The sequence below is a fragment of the Flavonifractor sp. HCP28S3_F3 genome (assembly GCF_052065355.1).
In the GTDB taxonomy this organism is placed as follows: domain Bacteria; phylum Bacillota; class Clostridia; order Oscillospirales; family Oscillospiraceae; genus Flavonifractor.
The window spans coordinates 181,504-205,851 of sequence record NZ_JBQHUF010000003.1; the positions used below are offsets into that span (position 1 = coordinate 181,504).

Annotated in this window: 31 protein-coding genes; 2 read left to right on the plus strand and 29 right to left on the minus strand. The window is 54.1% G+C overall.

Annotation, left to right across the window (positions count from 1 at the left end; all coding sequences use genetic code 11):
• Window positions 1-84: 84 nt before the first annotated feature.
• The 29 genes from ACTNB1_RS04835 to ACTNB1_RS04975 form a co-directional block, all read right to left on the minus strand.
• Entirely contained in the window at window positions 85-516 is a 432-nt protein-coding gene (locus ACTNB1_RS04835) for a phage tail assembly chaperone (protein ID WP_441168135.1), read from the minus strand.
• Window positions 517-544: 28 nt separating this feature from the next.
• Complete coding sequence (locus tag ACTNB1_RS04840) at window positions 545-1,021, minus strand: phage tail tube protein (RefSeq protein WP_154038674.1); 477 nt, start codon at window positions 1,019-1,021, stop codon at window positions 545-547.
• 16 nt (window positions 1,022-1,037) lie between these two features.
• Window positions 1,038-2,378: a phage tail sheath family protein gene (locus ACTNB1_RS04845; RefSeq protein ID WP_441168136.1), complete on the minus strand. Its 1,341-nt coding sequence runs from the start codon at window positions 2,376-2,378 to the stop codon at window positions 1,038-1,040.
• Window position 2,379: 1 nt separating this feature from the next.
• The gene (locus tag ACTNB1_RS04850; RefSeq protein ID WP_154038678.1) at window positions 2,380-2,565 is read right to left on the minus strand and encodes a hypothetical protein; all 186 of its coding nucleotides are present in this window, start codon (window positions 2,563-2,565) and stop codon (window positions 2,380-2,382) included.
• Between the two features lies 1 nt (window position 2,566).
• A complete protein-coding gene (locus ACTNB1_RS04855; RefSeq protein WP_441168137.1) occupies window positions 2,567-2,992 on the minus strand; it encodes a phage tail terminator family protein in 426 nt (141 codons plus the stop codon).
• Entirely contained in the window at window positions 2,979-3,452 is a 474-nt protein-coding gene (locus tag ACTNB1_RS04860; protein WP_441168138.1) for an HK97 gp10 family phage protein, read from the minus strand. Before ACTNB1_RS04860 ends, ACTNB1_RS04855 begins: the two co-directional genes overlap by 14 nt.
• On the minus strand, window positions 3,452-3,814 hold the full coding sequence (locus tag ACTNB1_RS04865; RefSeq protein WP_441168139.1) for a hypothetical protein: 363 nt from the start codon (window positions 3,812-3,814) through the stop codon (window positions 3,452-3,454). Before ACTNB1_RS04865 ends, ACTNB1_RS04860 begins: the two co-directional genes overlap by 1 nt.
• Window positions 3,808-4,200 (minus strand): hypothetical protein, encoded by a 393-nt coding sequence (locus tag ACTNB1_RS04870; RefSeq protein WP_154038686.1) that lies wholly within the window; start codon window positions 4,198-4,200, stop codon window positions 3,808-3,810. The genes ACTNB1_RS04865 and ACTNB1_RS04870 overlap by 7 nt, the downstream gene beginning before the upstream one ends.
• A gap of 5 nt (window positions 4,201-4,205) precedes the next feature.
• Window positions 4,206-5,288 (minus strand): major capsid protein, encoded by a 1,083-nt coding sequence (locus ACTNB1_RS04875; protein ID WP_441168140.1) that lies wholly within the window; start codon window positions 5,286-5,288, stop codon window positions 4,206-4,208.
• A gap of 23 nt (window positions 5,289-5,311) precedes the next feature.
• Window positions 5,312-5,905, minus strand: a complete 594-nt coding sequence (locus ACTNB1_RS04880; protein ID WP_441168141.1) for a phage scaffolding protein — start codon at window positions 5,903-5,905, stop codon at window positions 5,312-5,314.
• Between the two features lie 224 nt (window positions 5,906-6,129).
• The gene (locus tag ACTNB1_RS04885) at window positions 6,130-6,342 is read right to left on the minus strand and encodes a hypothetical protein (protein WP_441168142.1); all 213 of its coding nucleotides are present in this window, start codon (window positions 6,340-6,342) and stop codon (window positions 6,130-6,132) included.
• A complete protein-coding gene (locus ACTNB1_RS04890) occupies window positions 6,339-7,742 on the minus strand; it encodes a minor capsid protein (protein WP_441168143.1) in 1,404 nt (467 codons plus the stop codon). The genes ACTNB1_RS04885 and ACTNB1_RS04890 overlap by 4 nt, the downstream gene beginning before the upstream one ends.
• A complete protein-coding gene (locus ACTNB1_RS04895; protein ID WP_441168144.1) occupies window positions 7,732-9,222 on the minus strand; it encodes a phage portal protein in 1,491 nt (496 codons plus the stop codon). Before ACTNB1_RS04895 ends, ACTNB1_RS04890 begins: the two co-directional genes overlap by 11 nt.
• A gap of 13 nt (window positions 9,223-9,235) precedes the next feature.
• Window positions 9,236-10,459 (minus strand): PBSX family phage terminase large subunit, encoded by a 1,224-nt coding sequence (locus tag ACTNB1_RS04900; RefSeq protein ID WP_441168145.1) that lies wholly within the window; start codon window positions 10,457-10,459, stop codon window positions 9,236-9,238.
• Window positions 10,386-10,874: a helix-turn-helix domain-containing protein gene (locus ACTNB1_RS04905; protein ID WP_441168146.1), complete on the minus strand. Its 489-nt coding sequence runs from the start codon at window positions 10,872-10,874 to the stop codon at window positions 10,386-10,388. The genes ACTNB1_RS04900 and ACTNB1_RS04905 overlap by 74 nt, the downstream gene beginning before the upstream one ends.
• A gap of 152 nt (window positions 10,875-11,026) precedes the next feature.
• Window positions 11,027-11,470: a hypothetical protein gene (locus ACTNB1_RS04910; RefSeq protein WP_441168147.1), complete on the minus strand. Its 444-nt coding sequence runs from the start codon at window positions 11,468-11,470 to the stop codon at window positions 11,027-11,029.
• Complete coding sequence (locus ACTNB1_RS04915) at window positions 11,467-12,828, minus strand: SNF2-related protein (protein WP_441168148.1); 1,362 nt, start codon at window positions 12,826-12,828, stop codon at window positions 11,467-11,469. The genes ACTNB1_RS04910 and ACTNB1_RS04915 overlap by 4 nt, the downstream gene beginning before the upstream one ends.
• Window positions 12,818-13,102 (minus strand): VRR-NUC domain-containing protein, encoded by a 285-nt coding sequence (locus ACTNB1_RS04920; protein ID WP_441168149.1) that lies wholly within the window; start codon window positions 13,100-13,102, stop codon window positions 12,818-12,820. The genes ACTNB1_RS04915 and ACTNB1_RS04920 overlap by 11 nt, the downstream gene beginning before the upstream one ends.
• A gap of 309 nt (window positions 13,103-13,411) precedes the next feature.
• The gene (locus ACTNB1_RS04925; protein WP_441168150.1) at window positions 13,412-15,652 is read right to left on the minus strand and encodes a VapE domain-containing protein; all 2,241 of its coding nucleotides are present in this window, start codon (window positions 15,650-15,652) and stop codon (window positions 13,412-13,414) included.
• A gap of 155 nt (window positions 15,653-15,807) precedes the next feature.
• Window positions 15,808-16,230 carry a deoxycytidylate deaminase gene (locus ACTNB1_RS04930; protein WP_441168151.1) on the minus strand — a complete coding sequence of 141 codons (423 nt, stop codon included), beginning with the start codon at window positions 16,228-16,230 and terminating at the stop codon, window positions 15,808-15,810.
• On the minus strand, window positions 16,227-16,562 hold the full coding sequence (locus tag ACTNB1_RS04935; RefSeq protein ID WP_441168152.1) for a hypothetical protein: 336 nt from the start codon (window positions 16,560-16,562) through the stop codon (window positions 16,227-16,229). Before ACTNB1_RS04935 ends, ACTNB1_RS04930 begins: the two co-directional genes overlap by 4 nt.
• Window positions 16,563-16,564: 2 nt before the next feature.
• Window positions 16,565-16,969 (minus strand): dUTP diphosphatase, encoded by a 405-nt coding sequence (locus ACTNB1_RS04940; RefSeq protein ID WP_441168153.1) that lies wholly within the window; start codon window positions 16,967-16,969, stop codon window positions 16,565-16,567.
• Complete coding sequence (locus ACTNB1_RS04945; RefSeq protein WP_441168154.1) at window positions 16,959-17,723, minus strand: FAD-dependent thymidylate synthase; 765 nt, start codon at window positions 17,721-17,723, stop codon at window positions 16,959-16,961. The genes ACTNB1_RS04940 and ACTNB1_RS04945 overlap by 11 nt, the downstream gene beginning before the upstream one ends.
• Window positions 17,716-18,051, minus strand: coding sequence for a hypothetical protein (locus tag ACTNB1_RS04950; RefSeq protein WP_256151350.1), 336 nt, complete (start codon window positions 18,049-18,051; stop codon window positions 17,716-17,718). The genes ACTNB1_RS04945 and ACTNB1_RS04950 overlap by 8 nt, the downstream gene beginning before the upstream one ends.
• 5 nt (window positions 18,052-18,056) lie before the next feature.
• Window positions 18,057-20,003, minus strand: coding sequence for a DNA polymerase (locus tag ACTNB1_RS04955; RefSeq protein WP_441168155.1), 1,947 nt, complete (start codon window positions 20,001-20,003; stop codon window positions 18,057-18,059).
• A 66-nt stretch (window positions 20,004-20,069) separates the two neighbouring features.
• A complete protein-coding gene (locus ACTNB1_RS04960) occupies window positions 20,070-20,633 on the minus strand; it encodes a DUF2815 family protein (protein ID WP_441168156.1) in 564 nt (187 codons plus the stop codon).
• Window positions 20,634-20,637: 4 nt separating this feature from the next.
• Window positions 20,638-21,171 carry a 3D domain-containing protein gene (locus tag ACTNB1_RS04965; RefSeq protein WP_441168157.1) on the minus strand — a complete coding sequence of 178 codons (534 nt, stop codon included), beginning with the start codon at window positions 21,169-21,171 and terminating at the stop codon, window positions 20,638-20,640.
• A gap of 12 nt (window positions 21,172-21,183) precedes the next feature.
• Entirely contained in the window at window positions 21,184-22,344 is a 1,161-nt protein-coding gene (locus tag ACTNB1_RS04970) for a DUF2800 domain-containing protein (RefSeq protein ID WP_441168158.1), read from the minus strand.
• On the minus strand, window positions 22,337-22,693 hold the full coding sequence (locus ACTNB1_RS04975) for a hypothetical protein (protein WP_441168159.1): 357 nt from the start codon (window positions 22,691-22,693) through the stop codon (window positions 22,337-22,339). The genes ACTNB1_RS04970 and ACTNB1_RS04975 overlap by 8 nt, the downstream gene beginning before the upstream one ends.
• Before the next feature lie 570 nt (window positions 22,694-23,263).
• On the opposite strand from ACTNB1_RS04975, the gene ACTNB1_RS04980 reads away from it, so the two are divergent.
• Both ACTNB1_RS04980 and ACTNB1_RS04985 read left to right on the plus strand, forming a co-directional pair.
• The gene (locus tag ACTNB1_RS04980) at window positions 23,264-23,656 is read left to right on the plus strand and encodes a helix-turn-helix domain-containing protein (protein ID WP_256151356.1); all 393 of its coding nucleotides are present in this window, start codon (window positions 23,264-23,266) and stop codon (window positions 23,654-23,656) included.
• Window positions 23,653-24,345 (plus strand): HNH endonuclease, encoded by a 693-nt coding sequence (locus ACTNB1_RS04985; protein WP_441168160.1) that lies wholly within the window; start codon window positions 23,653-23,655, stop codon window positions 24,343-24,345. The genes ACTNB1_RS04980 and ACTNB1_RS04985 overlap by 4 nt, the downstream gene beginning before the upstream one ends.
• Window positions 24,346-24,348: the final 3 nt, after the last annotated feature.

The window sequence follows — 24,348 nt, forward strand, 5'->3', positions numbered from 1 at the left end:
CTAAGTCAAGAAAGACGTTCGGCGGCCATTTGAACTTGTGAAGACAGTAGTAGACGTAGCTCGCCTCGGGGTCGTCTTCAAGTATTAGTTTTTTGCTTCTTCCACCATTTCCTCGCCGGACTGGAAGCCGTTGACCTCCAGAACCTTCGTAGAGTAGTCCTCGAACTCGGCGGGGGTCAGCATGGTGGTAATCAGCTGCTCTGCGCCCATAACACCGTAGCTCTGCTGCAGCTCGGCGTCGTTCAGATTAGGGAACACCGTGCAGCGAACGGAGACCTTTGCGAGGTAGGCGTTCGCGTCAAAGTCCTGGGTGAACTGGCCTTTGCGGCCGGGCACGGGGATCGTGCGCATACAGGACTTTCTGAGAGAGGCGTTCTCTGCGGCGGTAATGCAACAGATTTCCCAGGGCATTGCCTCGCCGGTATCGGGGTCCACGAAACGGTCGGACGCGATAAAAGTAACGTTGTCGATCTTCTTTGCGTTCTGAGCAAGGAACGCAGTCAGATTCTTAGCCATAAATAATTACCTCCTGTTTTTGTGTCGTTTACTGCATGCCGTTCAGCAAGCTAAAGGTCTCAGGCATTTCCCAGTCGTCGAAGGTGCCTTCGAGCTCCTCGTCCAGGGTCTCGGCGTCGGCGTCGAACTTCGCAAGGATACCGCCCTTAGTGAGGCAGTTCTTCAGGATAATCGTCTGACGACCGACAGAAGCGGTCGGGTCCTCGTTGGAAACCTGAATATCGAAGGTCGGCATAAAGCCGGTTCTCTTGTACTCGAGCAACATCTTTCTGATGACGGACTGGTTATAGTGGGCGGTGCCGCTCCAGGTACCGGTCCAGCCGGTGGGCTTGTTGCCTTTACCGGACTTGCCGAGGATAGGAACCTCGGCCACGTTGATCTCCATATTGGACTCGAAGGAGTAGAGCTGCATAAAGCAATATCTGTTTCCGTCGGCCATGGTGATATACGCAGAGGCCTGAGAGCCTGCAACCGCGTCAAGCGCGTTCATAATAGGCTGGTTCATAGTTCAAACCTCCTTCTTACATGATGATGACAGACATATAGAGCTGAGCCATAGCGTTCACGACGTTCAGGTTCTTCACAATGCAAAGAACAGCCTTCTTCGTGTCGCCCTGCTCAACGGTCACACTGTCGGGGTCAAAGTCTTCGATTGCACGAATAGACTCAAGGTCCTGGTGCAGCTTGCAAATGTCGTTCCACAGAGCGACTCTGCCTGCCGCGTCGTTCGGCACGGTACCCAGGTAGCGAGTATTGAAGAGCACGGCCGTGTCATTGGCGATCTGATCGCAGACGCGGATAGTCTGGTTAGACTTGAATACGTCGCCCTTCGTGTCGGAGACAGTGACCAGGGAGTTAATATCCTCCAGGATTCTGGTCTCGCCATTGACGTTGTGGAACATCAGGCGTCCACTCTTGATCGCGGCCTCGAGTTCGGCCTGGGTGTAATCGGTGTTGACGGTCAACTCGCCGTCATACTTCTTGTTGGTATTGGACTTATTGACTGCGCAGCCAGCAGACGCGCCGGTCATCCAATACACAAGGCCGTACTGGCCCATGCCGGGAATGCTCTCGTCGTAGCCCGTCACATTACTGCCGACTTCGATAACACCCTCATAGTCTCCGATCTTCTCATTGGTAGACAAGTTGAAGATAACCGTCTGGAACTTCGCGCCGATCTCGTCGCGGAGGCGCTTCGTGTAGTTGACGTACAGCTTGATCGTGGTCGGGTCATCGGAAGGACAGCCGAGCGTGTTGAAGCTGTAGCTCTCCAGCTTGTCCAGGAAAGCCTGGTGCGCAGAAGCGTTTGCCGTACCGTTCGTGCCGCTCGCGAGCGGGGTCTTCGCGGTTGCCTTCAGCACGGCCTCAGACTTCCAGGTGACAAAGTCGTTGTCCTTCAGTGCTGTAGCCGCGTCTACCGTCTGCATGTCAAGCAGAGTGGTGTCATAGTACAGGCTGACGTCAAAGAGACTCGGCTGGTCAGCATTTGCGGTGATAACCACAAACATTTTATTGCCGGCAACGCCGGAATAGCGCGCGGTGCAGAACTCGCACGTAGCTTTCGTGCCACCGCCGTTCAGGCGGTAAGCGTAAAGGGTCTGCGTATACTGGAACAGCTCACGCAGGGGCTGCAGAGCCTTATCGGTATACGGGTGGCCGAACAGCTTGAGGCTGTTCTTCTGGAAGTCCCCGCTCGTCACGGCGAAAACCGTGTTATCGGGGCCCCAGTCCAGCACCAGAGGCATAGCCGCGTAGCCTCTTTCGGAGAGGGTAGCGGACGCCTTAGCTACGCTGGAAAAGTTGATATAAGTACCGGGGAGTACCTTGTTCTGTACTGCCCAGATTCCACCGCCAAGGGCCATATTATTTCACCTTACCTTTCATAAAGTTATCGATCGCAGTATCAACCTCAGCGAGGGTATACTGCTTATCGTCCTCCAAAAGGGCGCCAATCAGGTCGCGCCGGTTCGCGTATCGGTTGGACCTGAGCAGCTGCTCTTTCGAGTGCTTAGGAACCGCAGCCTTTGCTGCGGTAGAGGCTTTAGCCATATTACTTTCCTCCTTGCTCAATTTTCAGCGTGCCCATCAGGGTCTCGTTGATCTCTGTACGAGCAAAGTGATTATACGAGACGAGGAAATGCAGCACGCCGGCAGTGACCTCAAAGCTCATATCCGTGCCGCGCAGCTTATCGCCCCCCGGCAGGTCAATGAGCTTGAGCTCTTCACAGAGGGTATCGGCTACGCGGTAGCACTCTTCTCGTCCGGTCTTTGGAAAGTAAAGGACGTCAAAGCGAGGGAGTCTCTTTTGACGCTGCGCCGGATAGTCCAGGACTTCGACGTTTACCAAAAGCACAATAAAAGCAGGCGGCCGAAGCCCCTGCTTTACTGTGTCAGACTCGATATGACTTTCAGGAAAGGCCTTTCGCAAGGCCAGAGTGATTCCATCTAAAATAATGTTCGTGTTAATTTCCGCCATTGCAAACCTCCTTCAGCTTTTGGAGCACCATCTTCTCAAGCACAGACGGGGCGATTCGCTTTAGCTTTTCTTCCGAGATAGTCAGCATGTACCGGCCTTCGACCCAGCCCCCGGAGGGGGTTCGGTGACCGAACTCCACATAGGAGGCGTATTCTACGGGGTTGATGATTTCAACGGTATACATATTACCGCTCTTTGTCACAGTCAGGGACTGCGCATAACCCTGAGCGGCTTTGCCGTTCTTTGCACCCCAGCCGCGCCGGAGAGTACCGCCTTTCTTGCCGGAGCCTTTCGGGTATTTGCCGACCGGCGTTGCAGGGATAACCAGTGCCAGAAGTCTGGACGCAAGTTCTTTACTGCAGGCGATACAGAGATCATCAAGCTCCGCGTCGCTCAGTTTGCCAAAGCTGTTCGCGAGCTCTCGATACTGAGAGAAGTCGCAGCGGCCCCAGCGAGCCATTACGCATACCTCTCGAAAGGCACGAGCATGATCTCCTGGTGAACGCTGTAAACTGCAGGAGGACCAGACTGCGCATAGGCGTTTGTCTGGCCCTCCTGGGTAACCACGATCTTCGAGCCGGGAGGAATGGCTACGGACTTATCGAGGAACAGTTTCAGCGACTGCTGGGTCAGTGGAGCGCTATCCTGCTCGGTAGTGCTTGAGATACTGGAGAAGGAAAGCCTGCACGGCTGTTTCTGGAGAACCTGGGCCTCCGTGGACTCGTCTCGGCCGTTGGCTGGGTTTCTTATAGTCTTGACTGTGTAAACGTCACAGAGGCCCTTCCAGAGCTTCTGGAGCGCGTTCCGATAGTTCTTTACCATACCAGCCTCCTATAAGCCGCGATCAGCTCTGCACTGGGTTCGATCATCTTTGCAAGCATTGCGTCGAACTGGTCCTCGAAAGAACCAGTATCGGCGATTGCGAAAGTGACCGAAGTATCGCCCTCAGAGATACTCTTTGCAGGTGCCTCAAAGTCATACTGATCGGCGAGCGCGCCGGTCTGCTTCTTGTCTGCGAGGAACATGCCCGCGGCCATATCCACCCAGACATAGAAAAGGCCCTCAGGCACTTGAAGCTGATTCGTTCTGGCCTTTAGGTCTGCCTCGGCTTTCTTAACATTGTAGTCGATCGCCGCGCTGTCGGTCTCAGCTACCGTATAGCCGAGCGCCGACAGTCGGGTTTTTACTGCCGCGAGTACGTCCACCATAGGCCTTAACCTCTGGAGATGATACGGGCGATAGGAATGACCTTATCAGCGATCGTATCGGTACCGTCGTTAACCAGAGACCAGTTAGTGCCGGTAGCCAGCTCAGCATTGGTGGGGCTATTGGTAGCCTGGGAGGCCTTCGTGTAGGAGATACCTGCAACAGACACAGCCTTGCGCTTACGGCTGATGAGGGTATCTTCGCCACCGCGGTGCTTAGCGTCACGAATCATCTCGTACGGCACCTTTGCGCCGACATCTTCCCAACCGATCGCACCCTCACCCAGCACGTAGGTGGTGTAGACGCTGTGCTTGTGAGTGCTGCCTTCCTCGGCAACAGGCATGGAGTCGTCTACGATAACCAGGCGGCCGTTCCAGGAGCCCATGCCCAGCTCACGCTCGATACCGTCGGCGTCAGTGTACTTCAGGTAAGTCAGGAGCTTCATGTTCTCCAGGTTGGTAGCAACCGCAGAGTGGCAGAGCACCAGAGAGAACTTACCCTTGTGATCGCCGCAGGCCTTCTGGATAGCGGAGTTCAGAGTGGTGGCGGTCATCATCATGTCAGCGGTAGTCTCGGTATCGCCGCTTGCGGAGATGTCGTAGGTATGGTTGTCCACGAACTTCTTGTTCGCAGTCTTGATCGCGCCGGTGCCGGTATTGGACATGCGGAAGATACCCTTCAAGATGTCAAGCAGAATATCCTGGTCAACGCTGTTCCAGTACTCGTTGATCTGGTTGCGGACGTTCGCCATAAAGTCAACGCCGCCGGTGACGTCATAGGAGAAGTCAGCCTCAGTCCAGCCGTTCATACGGCCGAAGGTGAAAACACCCTGCTCAAAGGTCTTAGTAGAGCCGGGGTTCAGGTCGCTCACGCCGTCGTAGTTCTGAGCGGCGCCGCCGAGCAGACCGAAGAAAGGCAGAACCGCGTACACAGTACCGCCCTGGTTCACATTGCCAAAGGTATCGCGCAGGCGCTGGTCGCCCACGATCGCGCGAGACTCTCTCAGCTTATTCAGCTTAGGGTTGGGAACAGCAGACATATACTTGCCGAATGCCTTCTCATTGAAGGACTTAGCATCAAATTTCGCCATTATTGTTCAACTTCCTTTCAAAATTAGTTTGCCGCGTCAGGGTTGTTCTCCATATACGCAGCGAGTTCGTCGTAGGTCATCTTAGAGTAGTCCGGGGGCTGGTTGTTAGGGTCACCGCTCTCACCAGGCTTGAAACCCTTGAATCCAGCCTTGCCAGTCTCGAACATAAAGCCGCTGTCAGGAGCCTCAGCCAGTTTCTTGATCTGGTCGGCCAGTCCCTTAACGGTGCCGTCTGCGTCCAGCTCAGCCTTATCCAGGTCGAGCAGAGCCTTGACGGCTTTTACGTTCTTCGCTTTTGCTGCAGACAGAGCCAGCTCAACGGCGGTATCGATTTTGAGGCTTTTGATCTCAGCCTCATGGGCCTTCGCCGCAGTTGCGTTCTCAGTCTGGAGAGTTGCGATCTGAGTTTTCAGGGCTTCAACGTCGCCGGTAGAGGCCTTGAGGGTCTCCAGCTGCTTGTCGCGCTCCTTAACTGTGTCGGCAAGGTTTTTCTTCTCAGTGTTCAGCGTGTTAAAGTCAGCACGCGCCACAAAGTTCTTGCCGATCTCTTCGGAAACCTTCTTGTCGATCTCCTCAGAGTACGCTTCTCCCAAAATAGTTTTCAGCCAGTCCAACATATTTTCCTCCTGTCTCCCGCTATCCTTTTTATCCGGCCAGTCCCGGTATTGCGGGCGCGCTATTTATTGTCCGCCGCGTAAGGCGGTAATTTTTGTATGAAAAAAGCGCCTCCTGCTAAAAAGCAGGGACGCTCTAATCAACTATTGCTTCTGTGGGACTCCACGGTCTCCCGTATCGCGTTTTAACTGATGGGCCCTTAGATTTACCCTCTGAAAAATCGGGCTCATTTATGGGCTTTCTGGATTGCTTTAATCTCGGACTCATAGACCTCGATAAGCTCGTCGCCGTTCTGAATCAGAATAGAATCCTCTTGACGTTCATCTTCACCGGCGTCTTCCGCGTCCAAGCAGTCAATCCACCTGCCGCGCACGGTTTTGCCGTTCGCGCAAGTAACGACTACGCTCTGGTCGAGTAGCGAGATATACTTCTCAATCATTTTGCTGCTCCTTTCTGCGGTCTTGCCGGAACAATGTGCCAGCCCTTACGCTTAGAATAATGAATAATACCGGTATTTGTAGGAACTTCCTTACCGGTGTACTTGCTTCTATAAATACCGATAGTCTCGGTATGAGTGAACCGCTCTTTGTGATTCCAGTCTCCGGCGTTTGTTTTAAGGAACTGACCTTTACCGGAATACCGGTCATAGAGCATTTGCGGGTCAACAGTAAGCTCGCCTCGAGTGGGGTCGAAGTTCTGCCCGCCCCGAATATGCTTAGACTGGTTGCCTGAGTGCATTGAGGCCGAATAACCTTTAAGCTCTTCTAAAACGGCATTCTTAAATATATTATACCGTGTTTTTTCCGGTTGTACAACGTATTTTTCTTTCCAGTCTGTAAACTTCATATCGCGTGGGACATTATAGCCTCTACCTTCGCCGTCTCTCGCGAAGCGGTCTCCGAGGCCTTGCATATCCTCGTAATAAGGGGCGGTTGTGCCACGGCACCACGGATGAAAAGGCGGCGCGGTAACGCCGACTTGATACTCACTCATAGGATAGACCTTGCCGTCGAGTTGCGCGCAGAGGCTGCAAGTCTCGTTGTCAAGGGTTTCCACGATAACGTACTTCTCGACGCCGAGGTCTTTGAAGCAGTCCTTACGGGCCTCGTTCGCGAAGGCGGCGCTTTCGGTCATAACCAGACGCCCGGCCTGAGACTTAGAGACCTGAAAACGGTCGGAGATAGCCTTGATGGCTTTATCCGGTGCCGCACCTCGCATTATCATCTGAGTAAGCTGCGTGTTGACGCTGTTGACGAGCGCCTGCTTGTTCGCCCAGATTCTATCGCTGAAGGTCTGGCTGTCTAAGGTCCACGGCCGCAAGAGTACTTTGCTGATAGCTTCATCGGTCAGCCCGTGAAGCGTCCAGCCGACCCCCATGCCCTTTTGGAGCTCAAAGGCGGTATGATAATAGCCTCGCTGGTAAACCTCGCTCAGGGACGAATTAAGGGCCTCTGTCTGCGCCCCGTGTAAGGCCTCGGCCTGCTCCTGTAGCTGGAGCTTCAAGCTGTCAAGCCTTGACACGTGGACGCGGGCAGAAGCATTCTTAAGCTGCTTGAGCCACGCCTGAGAGACTGCGTTCTCTTGACCGTGTTTTATATACTCTTCAACGGTCCACCGGAACTCGTCAAGCTCCTGCGTGGTAAGCAGCTTATTCGCCTCGGCGAGCGTTATGCCGTTTTCGGCCGCAAACCGCTGATACCATCTTGCGATTTGCGATTCTATATCCTGAATAGCGGTTGCATATTGCCGCTCGAGGTTTTTAACGTAGTCGTACCCCTTATCAAGCAAGGACTCTTCAAGAATCCGCATTCGGTTGGCCCAGTACTTATCATTCCTCATTTACCGGGTCACCGCCTTCGGGGTTGCGCAAAGCCTGCGCCTGCTCAAAAGCCGCGCGATAGGGGTCGGTTTCCTCTTTCTGCTTTTCGAGCCGTTCAAGCTCAGCAGCAGGGTCGTCGACCCACGGGTGCATAGCGACGATGGTCTCGTCGGAGATAATGCCGACGGACTTAGAGCAGTTATCAATAGCCTCGGACTCGTTGATAAGAATATCGCGGTTGAAGATAACCGTAATATCTTCGCTCTCATACGAGCCCTTGCCGGTGTTGGCGAGATAGGTGTTCACAAACCAGAGAATCTCTTCAAAAGAGGCTTGCAGCTCGGTCTCCATCGCGTTTGCGTCGAGGTCGATGTCGCAATACATGCTCTGAATGTTCATCTGGTTAGGCATACCAGAGAGACGGTCGTCCTTCGCGTCATAGCTACGGAGGTTTTCAATGAGCGCCTTTTTCAGAAGCTCGAGAACAGTCTTATAGTTCTCGGAGTTTACCGAGATTTCGAGGCTGTCCACGCCGCCGTCAGTACCCTCGACCGTGCGGACCTTGATAGCCCCATAGGTTGTCAGGTTACGCCGGAACTCCCCGAGGTCCTGTCCGTCATAGTTCTTGAGGACAAGAACGGTATTGCGGACGTCTTCCTCCATGTTGTTCACGAAGTCGGACTGCAGGAGGTTGATAGCATCCTGCAAAGAGCGGCCGCGGCGAATGAGAGGGACTTCCTTCGGGTTGTACTTGATAGGGATAAGGGGGAAGCGCTCCCAGTTCAGGGGCTGCTCATTGCCCTTGCTGTCTTTCACCTTAACATATGCCTGCTTTTCGGTGTCCGGAGTGAGTACGCCGTTCTCGAAGATGTAGGTCGTAACGCCTTCCAGCGTGAAGAGGTCGACCTTCTTAACGATTTTCTTCTCGGTACCGTAATAGACCTCTACCGGGTAAAGGCGAAGAGCGGAGTCAAGCTCGGTATGAGCCGCGTCCGCCCAGAACGGCATAATCTCATAGCCGGGAAATACCCGGAACGCGAGCTCGCCGTTTTTATTGTAGTAGGGATAAAGCCACGAGATACCGGCGTTGAGACACTCGACTCCCGCGCTCTTGAGTGTACGCATAAACCGCATGCCGAGTACTTTCTTGACCTCGGCTGCGTAGTCGTCATTTTCGCAGGAAAAGGAAATAGGCTGACCGAGAAGGTAATTTGCCTTCTGGTCAACGTGTTTCGCATACTGGTTATCCACAATACGGTTGTTCGGGAGATTCTCAATCACAATCAGCTTACCGTCGGGGCCGATAGCCGTGCGCTGGCGTTTGAGAATGTCATGGTACCCGGTATAATACCGGTCGCCGTCAATCATCTCGCGCCGCTCGGGCGAGGTCTCCCATTCGGTAAGCTCTTTCGCGTAGAACTCAAGCTCGGTCATAGGCCTGCCGGCGCGGAGGCGCAAATTGAAAAACTCCTGCTCGATAGGCTTCTTGAATAAGGGCATTTATCGCACCTCCTTAAAAACTGAATCTCGACGGCTGGAACGCAGCGCGGACGAAGTACCTCGTATCGTCCATAGCGTGGTCGTCGGTTTTTAGCGGCCGGTCTTCGGCGGCTTTTTCATCCCACCGATATAAACCGAACTCTCTTATGCAGTCCGTGCAGCAGTCGCAAAAGAAAATGTCGCCGGCGTTCAGCCGGGTCGCAACATCGCGAATGCCGTCAAGGACTCTATTGCTTGCCTGCTCGACCATGAAGCGGTCGTGCCGGCGTATGACCTCGATAAACGAGGCGGCGGAAGGGTCAACGATGATTTTCCGAATCGAGAGGTCTCCCGCAAGCTTTTCAATAGCTGCGTAATGCTCCTCGTCCGTTCGCTGATACCGTTCCTTGCGTCCGTCGTAGTAGTACTCTCGAACGCGGTACCATTTTCCCTCACAGAGGCCCCAGAGCCCGGCCGAGGTCGGGTTTAAGGTGCCGTAGTCGCAAGAGATAAGGTACTCCTCGTAATCGCGAGGCACGGAAGGGACTACATGATAGTCCTTATTAAACATTGTATATATCAAGCCCTCCGCGACGGTCCAGAGACCACGGATATACCGGTCGTAGAACACGCCGGAATACATACCCTCGTATCGGGCTTTGATTTTCTCATCAAGGCTGAGGTTGTCGTCCATCGTAAAATGCAGGTAGAGCATATTGCGCTCCGCCGCCTTACGAATCCACTCTTTATAAAACCAGTGGCCCGGCGACTCGGGGTTGCAGTTAAACCAGAACTTCGACCCGGAGACCGAGCAGCGCGCCATAGCCTGCTCTACGAAGGAGCGAGGCATAAGGGCGACCTCATCGAAGAGGACTCCCGCCAGAGTAATGCCCTGAATAAGGGTGTAGCTGGATTCGTCTCGGCCTCCGAAGAGGTAGTAGGTATTAGAGCGATTGCCGATAGTGACGACCATTTTATTCTCGCTGCGGCGCTCAGTAACCTCGAACATACCCTCAAGCCATGTGGGAATATGTACGATAACGTTACGCCGAAGCGCTTCAATCGTGCGGCCGCAGATAGCGAAGTTCTGTTTATCGAAGCTCGCCATGCTCCACATGATAAAGCCGATAGCCATTGAGACCGTCTTGCCGGAACGGATTGACCCGTCGCAGATAAGGCCGTCTCTATTCTGATGTTCCGGTTTCGTCCACCAGAAGAGGGTCGCATTCTGCCGAGGACTGAAGCTCTGGTATTGCACTCAGGTCAACCTCCTTTCCAGCAGCACGAATCGCCTCAAAGAAGTTGGTCTCCTTCGCGTCGGACGACTTAATTGCCTCGTTAGCTGTATATTTGTCAATGACGATACCCATAGCGGTAGCAAGCTGATTGACCGTCGCGGCAGCGAGCTTGTCTTCGTCTCCCATAGCCGCAAGCAGCTTGTCAATCAGTCCGCAGACGTCATTTTTCTTAGAATCCATAAAGGCCAGAACGCTCGCTGTGTTCTCCTCTTTTTTATGCGAGATTTTTTGCGCGAGATTCTTATCTCCGTTCAAAATACTGCGAATCAGGTAGGGAGAGACATGGTATTTCTCTGCAAGCTTTCTCTGTGACGTCCCGCCTTCGACATATTCAGCTATAATCTTTTTCCGTTGCTTATCGGTCAGCTTAGCCACGTTCGTCCCTCCCTCGTTAGTTGTTGCTAACCTCCATTCATAATAATAGACGGAGCACTGCACCGGAGGCCCGCGCAGTGCTCCGCCCGCGATACCGGAAGTTCCGATAACGCAGAAAAAGCCGGACTTCCATCCGACTTTTCCACTTTATATTATAACGCATGTTCGGCGTGAATTAACGCGCTTTCGGTAAAAATTGTGAGAGCTTTTTTATGAAGAGTCATCGTCCAGCGGAAAGTGATGTCAAGCCGCACCGCGATTTCCTCCCACTTGAGGTACTTAAGATACCTCATCTCCAACAGAGCATTAAGAGTAGGGTCAGTAACCGCCTGATTGATAGCTCTGCCGATTTCCAGCTCGATAGCCGCAAGTTCGTAAATCTCCGCTTTGATTTCCGACTGCAAATCGGTGATAGCGCAAGCAGCTTCTTCGACTTTCTTTGACGGAGTTGAGGAAAACGTTGCGACCGGCTTAATCTCGGCCGTAATAGACTCAGCCCTGCGTCGCCACTCGTCGATACGTTCCTCCTTAACCTTTATTCGTTCTTTGGACCTGTACCCTCTGTTGAGGAAGTCCTTTGCTTCCTGTAGTGTCATTTTGATACCTCCTTAATTCTGGCTTTCAAAGCCTCGAGGCAAGCGTTCTGCCTTACCTCCTTTGGCGCGAGTATGTCATCTAAGACACGGTAGTCATAGGTGCCCCTCATCAGGATATGGTGAATTAGGACCGTTTTCTTTTGCCCCGGACGGTGCAATCGCTTGTTTGCCTGCTGGTAAAGCTCAAGACTGGTAGGAAGTCCGTACCATATCGCGATATGACCTCCCGCCTGCAAGTTCAGTCCGTGACCCGCGCTTGCGGGGTGAGCAAGCATAATCGGAATCTTGCCAGCGTTCCAGCGGACGACTGCGCCGTCGTCTTTAATGTCTACCGCTTCCGGGTACCGCTCCATAATTCTGTCGCGCTCATGCCGAAAGGCGTAGAACACCAGAACGGGTTGACCGTTCGCCTCTTCGATAAGCTGGTCTAACGCCTCGAGCTTGCAGTCGTGCAGGACCTTGACGTTACCGTTCTCGTCATAGGCCGCGCCTCCCGCAGCCTGCAAGAGCTTATTCGTCAGGACCGCCGCAGTCGGCGCGTCGATGTCGCCGTCAGCAAACGGGAGAAGAGTGTCCCGCTCAAGAGTCTTATAAAGCTTCATCGCCTCTGGGGTAAGCTCAAACTCGCGGCGGAGAAAAAGCCTGTCTGGTAATTGTAAGTAGTCAGCTGCGTTCATGCTGATACAGAGCTTTCCGATTTTCTCATAAATAAGCTCCTCTGCGCCGTCTTTCGGTTTCCATGAAAAAATGGTCGTGGCGTTCCGCTTGTCCGGGACGAAATAGGTATCGCGGTAGCCCGTCAGAGTTTTGCCGAGAGCCTTACCCTCGTCAAGCAAGTACATCTCCGGCCATAGGTCAAGCAGCCCATTCGGCGAAGGTGTGCCGGTAAGACCGACAATCCGCTTGATGTACTTCCGTACCTTCTTGAGCGCCCGGAAGCGCTGCGCCTTGCTGGACTTGAAGCTCGACAGCTCATCGATAATAACCATATCGAAAGGCCACTTGCTTTTGAAGTAGTCCACAAGCCAGACAACATTCTCACGATTGACGATATAAATATCCGCCTCCTGCTCACAAGCCGCGATACGCTCAGCCTTCGACCCGAGAATCAGCGAGAGCTTCAGGTGTTTCAGGTGGTCCCACTTCTTGACCTCCGGCGGCCACGTTTCCTTTGCCGGTTTCAGCGGAGCGATAACAAGGACCTTGCTCACGGCAAAATAGTCATTCAGGAGCTTATCCGCTGCGCTCAGGCTCGTTACCGTTTTTCCCATACCCATATCCAGTAAGAGCCCCGCCTCGGGGTTATCGAGAATGAACTTTTCCGCGAAGTCCTGATAATAGTAAGGTTTATACTCCATCAGCCCTTAGCCTCGCTTTCAAATCCTCCATATCGGATATACGCCAAACGGTGCAGCCGAGCCCCTCTAATGTCGCGATGACCTTTTTCTGCCGGATACTCAAGCCGTCACTCAGCCCCGGCCGCTTGACCTCTATAAAAATTATTCGTCCCCCCGGCAATATCGCGATTCGGTCAGGCACCCCCGGAGCTCCCGGGGACACCCACTTATACGCTTTACCGCCGAGGGACTTGATATACTCGCAGAGCTTTCGCTCAAAAGTGCTTTCATACATAAAATCCTTCCTTCAGGTAGTCGAGTAGCGCGTGTAACAAAGATTCCTTATATATACATGTAATGCGAGGGAGCGAACAAGTTGTGTCGAGTGCCCCTTTACTTTTTCAAAAAATGTTTTTAAGATTTTTCGACTACCAGTACTACCAAGTAGCCAAAAGCATTGATATATAAGGCTTTTTCGAGGTAGCAGAGTAGGTAGCACTTTGTTGCAAGTAGTTCTCAAAGTGCTACCTTTGTTGCAAGCGCGCTTGTACGACCTACCCTCTAACGAAAAAAAGTTGGCCTTTCAAGTGCTACCTTTGCTACCTCAGACCTCTTTCACGAAGCCCCTCTGCCTGCCGTAAATTGCTCCGCAGTTGACGGAGGTGGACAACCGCCAGCCCGGAATCATGCGCAGGAGCCCGATAATCTCGCGGGCCTGCGTCTGCGAGTAGCTCTTCGGGTCGCCTTTGAAAAGCTCCTGCCAGACCTCCAGTGCGCAGACCTTTGTTCTCGGTACGGTACCGTTACGCTCCTCGCCGAAGCCGCCGCTCCAAAACATGAGACGCTTTTCAAGGTCCCAATCGTCCCAGCCTTCTGGCAGCAGGACTTCAAGGAAGTTCTCGATAAGACCGAGCTTGCCGTTCGCCTCGGTGTGGTCAGCCTGCACCTTGCGTGCCATCTCTTCGACCGCTCCGTCAAGGTACCAAGTCTCACCGGCCTCGTAGTAGGTCACGGCCTCGGCCCATATCTGGTCCACGATAGAAGCGGTCAGCTTATCACCAAGAGTTTTACCCGCGTCAGTAACGACGACCGGCCAGAAACGGCGGGCGCCGGTAGGGTCACGCAAGAACTCCTCGTCATTCGTGGTACCGAAGAAGGCGCATTGTCTCGGGTGGCATTGCGTGCGGCGAGCGTATGCCGCGCGGTAGTTGTCCTCCTGTTTGGAGACGAACTGCTTAATCTGCTCGACCTCGGCCTTACGGGTTGCGGCCATCTCGGAGAGCTCGATAATCCAAAAGCCTTGAAGCTGCTCGTAGGCGTCCTTGCCGGACATGGTATAGAGCGAGTCCGAAAACCACTCTTTACCGAGCTTCTTCAAGGTTGTACTCTTGCGGCAGCCCTGCGGACCGATAAGAACGAGCATGTGGTCGTGCTTGCAGCCCGGAGATAAGATTCTCGCGGCCGCGCCGATAAGCGCCTTACGGGTTACTGTTCTCGTGTACCGGGAGTCCTCGGCGCCGAGGTAGTCGATAAAGAGCGTCTCGCAGCGTTTCTCGCCGTCCCAGATAAGGCTCCGCAGATACTCGCGTACCGGGTGCCTCGTGATGTCAGCGAGCGCAAGGTCGACGCCCTCTCGGGTCTTCGGCATGGAGTCGATTTTGTAGTCCTTCTCAAGGATATTGTGAACGCCTGCGTCATCGGTGTCGTCCCATGAGCGGGGCTTTGCGTCGGCCTTTCGCCAAGGAAGGTCTCCGCAGACCATAGGTCTCTCCATGAACTCGTCCCAATAGAAGGTACCCTTAAAACGCGGGTCATTCTTCACGATGATACGGATATTCTCGACCGTGGTCGCAGCATGTCCTGTCTTCGGGTTTACCTCAAGCTGAGAAACCCAGTTCATATCAGGGGCCTCGTCGCCTTCGCCGAAGAGCTGGACGATGTAGTCGAGCTGCTTGCTTTGCAGCTCCTTCATAACGCTCTCGCAGTTGGTCTCAATCCACTTACACATATTCTTATAGGAAGGAAGGTTGTTCGCCGCGGTGTTCGCAGGTTTCCCTTCGTCGTCCTTACCGAACATGTGAATGCGGACGAGGTCGAACGCATTGCAGAGCTTACCGCAAGTCGGGTCCGTGCTGTGGTGGCTATACGCAAAGCGGCCGTCTTCGTAAATAACGAGACCGCCGGAAGTCGAGCCACCCTTGTAGGTGTAACGGCCGTTCTCGCCCTTGATGTAGACCTCAGGCAGGAAGGCCTCGATTGCGTCCTCGACGGAGTAGGTGCGACAAAACGCGCCGACAATACCGTCTTTCGCAGTCGGGTCGCCCTGCTTATCAGCGAGACGCCGAATCGTGCCGGACTTCCTGCTTGATACGGGCCACTGAGTCGGGTCTTTCCAGTCCGCATACCTTGCGAGCTGCTCGTCAGCGTCCAGCCACGGGCCGTCCTGTACCTCATAGCGGAACTCTCCGTCAGAGGAAGCGCTCGCCCAATACATGAGCCGATGAGGCTCGTAGGTGGTATCGTCACACATGTCGATACCGATGTCGCCCGCAATCCTGCGGGCAATGGCCTCGTACTCCTCAGGAGATACAGGCCTCGAGAGAGGAAGCACAAGACGAAGCCTCGGAGCTTTCGCCGTATGGCTGTGCGTGCTGTAGAGTACCGCAGCGCAGCCCAGAATCAGCTCGACCGTAGGCCACGGGTCTTCGCCCGCCGTGATAGAGTCCATGTCGAGAGTGATAAGCCGACGCTGCAGAACGGCGTCGATTTTACGACGACCGCCTTTCAGGGTGCCGCCGACAAAGCCTCCGACGTCCTTCGCGTTATCGCGTTCCTCCTTCGGCATACGGAAGTACTCTTGCTGGGTCTCCTGCGTCCGGGTCACACGGCCGAGTTTATCAACGAACTCAGACCAGAGCATTTCTTTAGTTTTCCAGCTTGTCGAACGCCGCGAGCTACCCGTCGCAATCGTTATCAAGCCGTCGTATTGAAGAGTCGGCATTAAAAGGTACCGGCTCTCGTTACTACTCTCGTGATACCTGCGTTCTTAATCATGCGGTCGCAGATATTACACGGAGCAGGGTCAATGCTTTCATCGAGGCATGCGAGGTAAAGGGTAGCGCCCCGCATGGACCGCCTCGGCGCACTGATAATCGCATTCTGCTCGGCGTGAACGGCGACGCAGGTCCCGTACTGGTCCCCGTGGCGAGCAGCATGCTCGTCGATAGGAGTGGAATGCTCTCGGCAATAGCACTTCCCGACGTCGCAGCAGTTGGCCTCGCCTCTGGGTGCACCGTTGTAGCCGGTCGCGATGATTTCGTCGTCTGCGACAATCACGGCCCCATACTGCCTGCGAAGGCAGGTAGAACGGGCCGCGACGGCTTTTGCGATATTCAGATAGTAGTTGTCTTTGTCTATTCTCATTCAGTCTCACCGTCCCGATTCCAAGATTCGATGTCGACGCCGATTTCTTTCAGCTTGTAGGTGTTGAGCCAGATATTGTCGTCCTCGTCCATTTCATACCTTTTAATGAGGTCAAAATACTCAGCCTTGAAACGGTCGTAAAACCGTCTCAGTCGTTTCTCACCGAAGCCGTATTGTGCGTGCAACTGCCAAAGTATAATGGCATCGATTTCGTTTGCGTGCTTACGGCTGTACTCTGCAAGCTGTCTCTCGATTTCGAGATTCATAGCCTTGCGCTCGGCGGCGGTAAAGTCAGCGCCGTAAACTTTACCGCCCGCCTTTTTTACCCGCATGACTATCTTCCGCTGCTGCCGAAGGCCCCAGACCCTCGAGCAGCACCCTCGTCATAGGTGAACTCAGGAATTACGACCGGCATAATCACGAGCTGGCCGATACGGTCGCCCTTTTTGATGTCATAGCCATCACCTCCGACATTCGAGACGATAGCGTGAACCTCTCCGCGATAGCCGGAGTCGATGGGCGGAAGCTCGCATACGATACCGCGAGCGCTCAAGCTGCTGCGAGGAAATATGTACCCCACATAGCCGTCAGGCAGCTCCAGGCCGAAGCCGAGAGGCAGCTTATATACTTGCCCGGGGTAGATGGTCTGGTCTCTGGGGCTGAACACGTCTGCGCCGGCGTCGTTGTCATGTGCTCGTACAGGAGCGGGGCCGTTGAAGTCAATCAGTTTAATCTTCATCTCGCACCTCCATACAGAGCGGAAAATCCCGCTCGAGAATATCGTGCGGCGTAAGGCCAGACGCCAGCGGAGCGCCGCATGCCATCTTGCCTTCAAGGCACTTACCCTTCATGCAGAAGGGGCCGGTCGTCTCAGGAGAGAAGAGAGCCGGAGCCAGCTCGTAAAGCTCTTCCCAGAGGCGGAGCATAACGTAGCGGGTCTCGGCGGTATTGCGCCGACAAGTTCTCTGGCTTATCATGTGCTTCCACTGATAAGGCGTCGCGCTGATAATCAGAACGTTTCTCAGGCCTTGCGGAGCCAGATAGCCAGCAGAGTCATTGTCCGCACCGTACTCAACGAGGAGCTTGTATTTCCGCATAGCATCCTGACACTGAGAGAGGTAGGAGAAACGCATTTGACTGTCAAGCAGCTCATACGGGACAACGAAGTCAGCCTCGTTCGAGTAGTCGCTGTATTGCAAGGACGCAGACATGAACTTGACCTCGTTCTGGTGCCTCGTAATCTGAGCTAGGAATCTCCTTGACGCTCCGACAATTACAGCGTTGATGACCGCGAACTTCTGAATCGTAGGGTGCGGAAGCTGGGCCATAACCTTAGCCGTTTTCTCGGTGTACTCTTTATCGTAGAGAGCAAGGAAGTCAGAGAGGTCTTTGACCGTGTGCCCGCGCTGCGTTAAGCGGGCGGTGCATACCATCATCTTCTCGGCCTCGCTGATTGCGGTCGGATTGAGGACCGCGACTTTGATTTTATCCATTGCCGTTCGCCTCCTCTTCGACTAAAGCCTTGAGCAGTAGCAGGTAGTTAATGCTGTCCGTGATTTTCTCGGTCCAGCGGTCCAGAGAGTAGCTGCGACCGTCGGTACACATATCCGAGATAGAGACGAGGTGCTTTGTCAGCATACCGAGCAGAGCCTCTTTCGGAGTGCCGTCGATAATTGCGGCGGCCTTCTTGAAATGAGCGAGGCGGTCAATATTGCTCTCATCTACGGCGTCAGGCGCATACTCGTGGCCCTTGCCGGTAAGCAGGTGCTCGCAGACAAGAAGCTGCTCTTTGACGACCTTGTTAAATACATCTATCTTCATAGCAATTAGTCCTTTCTATAGTATTCGCACTCATAGGCGTCAGCCTTGAGCGGTAAGCCGGCCGCCCACTCGATGGGCTCCGACATAATTTTGCTGATTTCCTCGGCAGAGCTTACGCCGATAGGCACCTCGCAGATAACTTCGTCGTGAACATGGAACACAACCGGAAAACCGGCCCGCTCCAGGCGGTCGATGGCGACCGCAAGACAGTCTCGCGCTGTAGCCTGAACAATGTTCTCCACGAGTTTCGGGCCATAGGACTCAATACGACCCCAGCCGCCTGAAGACTGAATTGTACCCTCATAGGTGATACTGTCATCATCGATTCTGGGCTTTACGTAGCTCAGCTCGCGGCCATTCGGAAGTCGCAGCTTAAGGAGAGGGCCTTGTTTGTAGAAGCCCATACCGAAAGGCAGCTTAGTAGGTGCCTTTGTCTGAATGGTCCTGCGGGCGGCAGCGTCCGTGTCCCACCACAACTTAGTGATGGCAGGATTTGCGGCGCGCCAGCTATTGACGAGCGGTTTCAACTCAGACTCCTCAAGCCCCATCTCGAGAGCGCCCATAGATTTCAGAGCGCCGACGCTGCCGCCGTAGCCGAGCGCGAGCTCAGCGATTTTTCCTTTCTGTCGCATAGGGTCGCCCTTCTTGACGGAGCCCTTCGGAAGGTGAAACATCTGCTCGGCGGAAGCCTCATAGATTTTGCCGTGGGTCTTGAAAACCTCCATGCGCCACTCTTCGCTTGCAAGCCATGCGATAACACGGGCCTCAATCGCGGAGAAGTCAGACACGATGAAGCGATAGCCGGGTCTCGGGATAAAGGCCGTGCGGATAAGCTGCGAGAGGGTCCCGGAAATGTCGTCGAAGAGCATTTCAAGGGTCTCAAGGTCTCCGGCCTCAACGAGCTGCCTTGCTGTATCAAGGTCACGGTCCGGCATTTTATTCTGCGGTAAGTTCTGCATTTGTACAAGGCGGCCGGCCCATCGACCGGTACGCGCTGCACCGTAAAACTGAGTCAGGCCACGAATGCGCCCGTCCGGGCAAGCCGTGCGGAGCATAGCGTTGTATTTTTCAGTTGAGGTCTTTGCAAGACCTGCTCTAATGTCGAGCATACGGTCCACGGCGTCGCAGTCAGCGTCGGCTCTTACGCCGGCGATACTCTTCTTGTTGAGGCTCTCGACCTCAATACCCGCGGTGTCCTCAATCCAGCTCTTGAGCTGCGCGGTGCTCTTCGGGTTTTCGAGGCCCGTGAGTTCCTTAGCCTGCTCAAGAAGTCTCGCCTTGATAATGGCGTCAATCTCGACCGCATGCTCCGCGAGGTTAAGGTCCACGCCGACGCCGCGGTCGTTGATATGCTGGTCGTGAATCCAAAGAGGTTGTTCCTTCTCGTACACCGGGAAGCGAGAGAGCTTCTGCCGAATAGCCCGCTCCGAGACGACATCCTGACGGTTGTACTCAACGTAGATAGCCCAGCGGTCAGGGTCATGCTCAGGAAGGTTGCGGGTCCGGTTGCCGTTCGTCTTCGTGGGCTTGCAAGGTATCGAGAAGTAACGAATAAGCGCTCGGCCGGTCTTAGACTTCTGCTTGTCTTCAGGAAGTCCAATAACTTCGCCGACAGCCTCCAAGCTACCGGGCAGACCCAGCTCTCGGGCCATAACTGCGGTGCAGCTCCATTGCTCGGGCGGCGTCACGCGGCCCATAAACGCGCTCAGACAAGTCCGTTCAAAAGACGCATTGAATGCTGTCTTCAGAATTTCGGGGTCATACAGAGCGTTCTGTAACTCCTCAGGCAGGCTCTCGCCTCTGGCAAGGTCGATAACCTCGACCGGACCGTCGTCCCAAGCGTACCCGAAGAGAAGAATCTCAAAGTCCGGACTCTGGGCGTAGGCGTAGACACCGCACTTTTGCAAAGAGACCGAGCTGTAGGTCTCTATATCGATTGCTAATGTTCTCATATTGCCTCCTTCCTCCGGGCGGCGTTCGCCTCAGCAAATCCGAGACGAACGCGCCGGAGCATACGCTTAACCGAGGAGGTCGTCGTTGTCGTCCTCGTCTTCCCAGCCGTCGTCCCAATCGGAATCCGTAACAACGCCGCCGCCCAGAGGCTCGCCGTCGTAGAGCTTCATGATACCGTTGAGGCCAGCAGAGATACCCTTGTTGCCCTGCGTGTCATACACGTAGAAGTTGATGATTGCGCGGCCGTAGCAGCCAGAGTAGAGCTCTTGAGGGTCAGTCAGCGGAGTCTTGTCCGCGTGGACCAGAACGGGCTTGTTGTTGGAGCTGACGGTGATAACGTAGCAGCCCTTGCACTCTTCGCCGAACTCGCCGCCGTTCGGGCGCTCGCCGTCGCCGTCGTGCAGCGTGCTCTTGAGGTTGGTAGGCAGCTTCTTGCCGCTGTTGCTTGCCATGAACTTCTGCTTAGCCTCGTCCATAGCGGCCTTGATTTTCTGCATAGTGGCCTTGTCGCCCTTCGGAATCAGGAGGGTAACGCTGTACTTCGGCGTAGCACCTTCCTGAACGGCGCGAGGGGTGAAGAGGTTGCAGTAGGAAAAACGGACCTTACCAGTAGTGATTTGAGTAGACATAGTATCAATCTCCTTTAATATAAATAGTTTTCATCTGAACGCCGTACTCGACGGCGAGCTCATGTGAGTCAAAATAGATGTCGATAACGTTTCCCTTAACGGCGCTTCCCGTATCTTCGGCTATGTACTCGCGGCCGTCGATAATGAGGACCGTTCCGAGAGGTATCACATCGGGGTCGACCGAGACCGTGCGGTCCGCGGTCGGAATCGTGCCGCTTTTTGTTCGCTGCACGTAATCGGTACCGACCCGAGAAGGGTGTTCCGCGCTCCAGATACCGCAGCACTTAACGCAAGTGCAATAGGCGGTAGTCTTGAACTCGCCGAGCTCGATAAGCGCAGGCTCCGGCGCGGCGGTTTCGGTAATCGGCTCAGGAGCTTCTACCCGAACTGGCGAAGACTCAGGCTCATCAGGAACGGAAGCGCTCGGTCTCGTAACGAACGAGATAATCAAGGCGACAATGAGCGCCAGAATGAGGAGCCACTGGATTTTGATAAGGCGGATTCTCGCCCGCGTTCTGCGTCTTGCCGCTTCCGTCATAACGAGACCTCCTTACTTATCAAACTCAGCGAGAAGCTGTTCCTCAGGCTTAAACTCAGGACGTTTGTCCTTCGCAGGAGCCAGAGTGGGCTTGCCCTGAGGCTTAACGATAAGCTCGCCGAGCGTTTCAGCTACGGCCTTCTTACCGAAGTCCTTCTCCATCTGAGTCAGGGTAATCAGTTTGCGCTCGTAGAGCAGACTCTCGTCGTAGCCGGCGGACTTCATAGCCTCGACGACTTTCAGTTCGTCTGCGAACTTGCGGTTGCTGCGGCCCTCGACCATCTTCCAGCCGGTAACAGGCTGACCGCTGAGCAGCGTAGAAGACACGAGACCTTCAAGGTCCGTAAGCCACGCCTGAATATCCGCGGCCTTTTCAAGAATCGCGCCGGCCTCTTCAGGAGTCAGGAGCATAGCGTCCGGGGCCTCGTCGAAGAGCTTGAGATTCTTGTCGGCTCTCGCTTTGCACTGAGCTTTCGCCCGGCAGAACTTGCAGACCTCTTCGGACGGGGCGAACTCGCCTTCGCCCTTATAGGCCAGCTTAGCGCGGGGCTTGACATACTTCTCAGCCCATTCGAGCAGCTCCTTGACGGTGATTTCGTCGGAACTCTGAACGCCGGAGAGCCGAGGCTGGAAAATTGTCATACGAACGGAGTCGATGTCGAAAAGTGTGTTGTACTTGAGGAGCGCGCCGAGAGCGTAGAGTCTCATTTGCGGATTGCCGGTCGCCTCAACACGGACGCCTTTGCCGTACTTGAAGTCCACGATTTCGAGGACCTTGTCAGCGACGATGATACAGTCACCGGTGCCGAAGCCGTCCTTGACGTACTTCGAGAAGTCGACTCTCACCTCAAGCTCGGTAAATGCGTCCTCGCAAGACTCCTGCGCAGCTTTGGTCTTTTCAGTAACAAATCTTGCGTAGTCATTTGCGCATTCCTGCATTTCAGCGTTGTAGTAATGGCCTTTTGCCAATTCGTCACGGCGATTCTCAAAGTCCATCTCGGAGACTTCGCCGAGGAAGTAGCGGGCGGTCAGCTCGCAAAGCTCATGGGCTGCGGTGCCTTCTTCGGCATACTCGCTCGTGCTCTGCGGAAATTGAAGCTCAAGTAGCGCGCTCGGGGTACACTCGAGCCAGCGGTGAGCGCCACTTGCGGAAAGTAGTGCGTGCTTAGCCATTGACACTCACCAGCTCTTTCATAAGCGCCGGATAGTCTTCCGTGCGGCTGTCGAAGTCGGAGAGCTTCTTACAACCGAACTTCGCAAAGATGTCAGCGAGCTCTTTCTGCTTGCCGGCTTTGGAGAGCTTCAGGGCGACAGCGCGGATGTCGGTCTTCGTGATAGGCTTGTCCTCGGTCTTAGGAGCCTCGGTCACAGGAGCAGGGGCCTCGGTCTTAGGAGCCTCGACAGGCTTTTCCGAAGTGGAATCGAACATACTTACCTGACCGGGAATCTCGGTATCAGGGAGCAGGGCTCTCAGCTTGCTCAGGTTTTCCTGAGTCAGTTCCATTGTTACGGTGATTTTCATTTTGTTTTGCCTCCTTGTTTTTCTTCCAAGCCAAATAGGCTTGCATATTTTGTGGATTTTCGTAAAACGCGTTGACCGCAGCGCTTAGTCGGTCAAGCATAAGATTCTCTCTTGCAAGAGCGGTTTCGGCGAGCGTCGGCCGCATTTTTGTCTTTTAGGACAAATCAGCCGCAAAAAAAATTGCGTTCGTCGTAGGAGCGTCCAAATCAAGGAGCTCCTTACAGAGCTGCACTTCAGGTACCGTGAAGGCAACTTTGCCCGTAATCTTACGGTAGGCTGTGCTCATACTCCAGCCCTGCGCGTCCGCAAGGTCTTTCGTAGTAACGCCTTTCAGGGTCATGTGGGCCCTCAACATTCGAGTTTCAACCATACGATATACTGTCTCCTTTCCTTGAGATTTTTCCGCGTAGGCACTACCGGTTGTCCCAAAGGACAAATTTATTATACCGTGTCCTTTTGGATTTGTAAATAGCCTTTTGGAAAATATTTGTGAATTTTAAGCAAAAGTATTCACTTTAAGACAAATGCGTGTTATAATAAGAGTAATCTTTTTCAAGGGAGGCGGTCTTAATGACTTTAGGCGATAGAATACATTATCTCAGAACAGAGAAAGGGTACACTCTGCAGGAGCTCGGCGATAAGGTCGGCGTCGGTGCGAGCACGGTCCGCAAGTGGGAAACGGGCTACATCAAAACACTTCGTACCGATAAAATGCAGAAGCTCTCGAACGCTCTCGGAACGTCGGTCGACTACCTGATGGGGTGGACCGATAATAGCGTAAACGTCGGAACGGTGGGGACCAATAACGGCGTTATAGGCCAGAACTCCGGTGAGATTCACTTAGAGCAGCAGCGCTCCAAAGAGGAAGCGGAGCTTCTGCGTATTTTCTCCGGGCTCGATGTCAAGCGGCGTATGGAGCTGCTTATGACAGCTATCCGCTTAGACGAGGAGCAGAATCAATGAACGCGTGGAGCAGAGCGGATATAATTATCGCCTATGCTCTTTACTGTGTTACTCCTCTCGGGAAAATCAATCCCAGCAATAAAGTCATTCAGCAGGTCGCCGAGATTATTCCTCACTCAGTCGCTTCTATCGTAATGCGCATGAGGAACTTCCGGTACATAGACCCGAAGGTTTCCTCAGGGCTTAAGAACGTAGCGAAGGCGGACCGAATGATTTACGAGGAGTTCAAGCACGACTGGGGCTCTCTGAGTCTTGAGGCAGAGACCTTGACCGGTCTCGCTATCTTTGACTCTTCGCCTTTGCAGGGAGCAAAGCCGCTTTCGTCTCTGACGAATCACGGAAGAGTATCGCGGGAACGACACTTCTTCAAGCAGGCGGTGCTTGCGGCTTACGACGACCGGTGTTTTATATCCGGCTGCGCGCTGCCGCAAATGCTCGTTGCAAGTCATATAAAACCGTACTCGCAATGCCGAAGCGAGGCGGACCGGGTCAGCCCCGACAACGGGATTTGCCTCAATACTTTTTATGATAAAGCCTTCGACCGAGGCCTTATAACTATCACTCCTTCCATGAAAATCTATGTTTCTCCGATAATTTTGGATAGCCCTCAGGACGCTTTTACAGCCCGCTGGCTGGCTTCTCTTGACGGAATGGTTTTACCCCCCCCCCCCCCGATTTCCGCCGCGTAGAGA

Coding starts and splice junctions, on each gene's coding strand:
- ACTNB1_RS04835 (WP_441168135.1), bottom strand. CDS start 516: ATGGCTAAGAATCTGACTGCGTTCCTTGCTCAGAACGCAAAGAAGATC.
- ACTNB1_RS04840 (WP_154038674.1), bottom strand. CDS start 1,021: ATGAACCAGCCTATTATGAACGCGCTTGACGCGGTTGCAGGCTCTCAG.
- ACTNB1_RS04845 (WP_441168136.1), bottom strand. CDS start 2,378: ATGGCCCTTGGCGGTGGAATCTGGGCAGTACAGAACAAGGTACTCCCC.
- ACTNB1_RS04850 (WP_154038678.1), bottom strand. CDS start 2,565: ATGGCTAAAGCCTCTACCGCAGCAAAGGCTGCGGTTCCTAAGCACTCG.
- ACTNB1_RS04855 (WP_441168137.1), bottom strand. CDS start 2,992: ATGGCGGAAATTAACACGAACATTATTTTAGATGGAATCACTCTGGCC.
- ACTNB1_RS04860 (WP_441168138.1), bottom strand. CDS start 3,452: ATGGCTCGCTGGGGCCGCTGCGACTTCTCTCAGTATCGAGAGCTCGCG.
- ACTNB1_RS04865 (WP_441168139.1), bottom strand. CDS start 3,814: ATGGTAAAGAACTATCGGAACGCGCTCCAGAAGCTCTGGAAGGGCCTC.
- ACTNB1_RS04870 (WP_154038686.1), bottom strand. CDS start 4,200: ATGGTGGACGTACTCGCGGCAGTAAAAACCCGACTGTCGGCGCTCGGC.
- ACTNB1_RS04875 (WP_441168140.1), bottom strand. CDS start 5,288: ATGGCGAAATTTGATGCTAAGTCCTTCAATGAGAAGGCATTCGGCAAG.
- ACTNB1_RS04880 (WP_441168141.1), bottom strand. CDS start 5,905: ATGTTGGACTGGCTGAAAACTATTTTGGGAGAAGCGTACTCTGAGGAG.
- ACTNB1_RS04885 (WP_441168142.1), bottom strand. CDS start 6,342: ATGATTGAGAAGTATATCTCGCTACTCGACCAGAGCGTAGTCGTTACT.
- ACTNB1_RS04890 (WP_441168143.1), bottom strand. CDS start 7,742: ATGAGGAATGATAAGTACTGGGCCAACCGAATGCGGATTCTTGAAGAG.
- ACTNB1_RS04895 (WP_441168144.1), bottom strand. CDS start 9,222: ATGCCCTTATTCAAGAAGCCTATCGAGCAGGAGTTTTTCAATTTGCGC.
- ACTNB1_RS04910 (WP_441168147.1), bottom strand. CDS start 11,470: ATGACACTACAGGAAGCAAAGGACTTCCTCAACAGAGGGTACAGGTCC.
- ACTNB1_RS04915 (WP_441168148.1), bottom strand. CDS start 12,828: ATGGAGTATAAACCTTACTATTATCAGGACTTCGCGGAAAAGTTCATT.
- ACTNB1_RS04920 (WP_441168149.1), bottom strand. CDS start 13,102: ATGTATGAAAGCACTTTTGAGCGAAAGCTCTGCGAGTATATCAAGTCC.
- ACTNB1_RS04925 (WP_441168150.1), bottom strand. CDS start 15,652: ATGCCGAAGGAGGAACGCGATAACGCGAAGGACGTCGGAGGCTTTGTC.
- ACTNB1_RS04930 (WP_441168151.1), bottom strand. CDS start 16,230: ATGAGAATAGACAAAGACAACTACTATCTGAATATCGCAAAAGCCGTC.
- ACTNB1_RS04935 (WP_441168152.1), bottom strand. CDS start 16,562: ATGCGGGTAAAAAAGGCGGGCGGTAAAGTTTACGGCGCTGACTTTACC.
- ACTNB1_RS04940 (WP_441168153.1), bottom strand. CDS start 16,969: ATGAAGATTAAACTGATTGACTTCAACGGCCCCGCTCCTGTACGAGCA.
- ACTNB1_RS04945 (WP_441168154.1), bottom strand. CDS start 17,723: ATGGATAAAATCAAAGTCGCGGTCCTCAATCCGACCGCAATCAGCGAG.
- ACTNB1_RS04950 (WP_256151350.1), bottom strand. CDS start 18,051: ATGAAGATAGATGTATTTAACAAGGTCGTCAAAGAGCAGCTTCTTGTC.
- ACTNB1_RS04955 (WP_441168155.1), bottom strand. CDS start 20,003: ATGAGAACATTAGCAATCGATATAGAGACCTACAGCTCGGTCTCTTTG.
- ACTNB1_RS04960 (WP_441168156.1), bottom strand. CDS start 20,633: ATGTCTACTCAAATCACTACTGGTAAGGTCCGTTTTTCCTACTGCAAC.
- ACTNB1_RS04965 (WP_441168157.1), bottom strand. CDS start 21,171: ATGACGGAAGCGGCAAGACGCAGAACGCGGGCGAGAATCCGCCTTATC.
- ACTNB1_RS04970 (WP_441168158.1), bottom strand. CDS start 22,344: ATGGCTAAGCACGCACTACTTTCCGCAAGTGGCGCTCACCGCTGGCTC.
- ACTNB1_RS04975 (WP_441168159.1), bottom strand. CDS start 22,693: ATGAAAATCACCGTAACAATGGAACTGACTCAGGAAAACCTGAGCAAG.
- ACTNB1_RS04980 (WP_256151356.1), top strand. CDS start 23,264: ATGACTTTAGGCGATAGAATACATTATCTCAGAACAGAGAAAGGGTAC.
- ACTNB1_RS04985 (WP_441168160.1), top strand. CDS start 23,653: ATGAACGCGTGGAGCAGAGCGGATATAATTATCGCCTATGCTCTTTAC.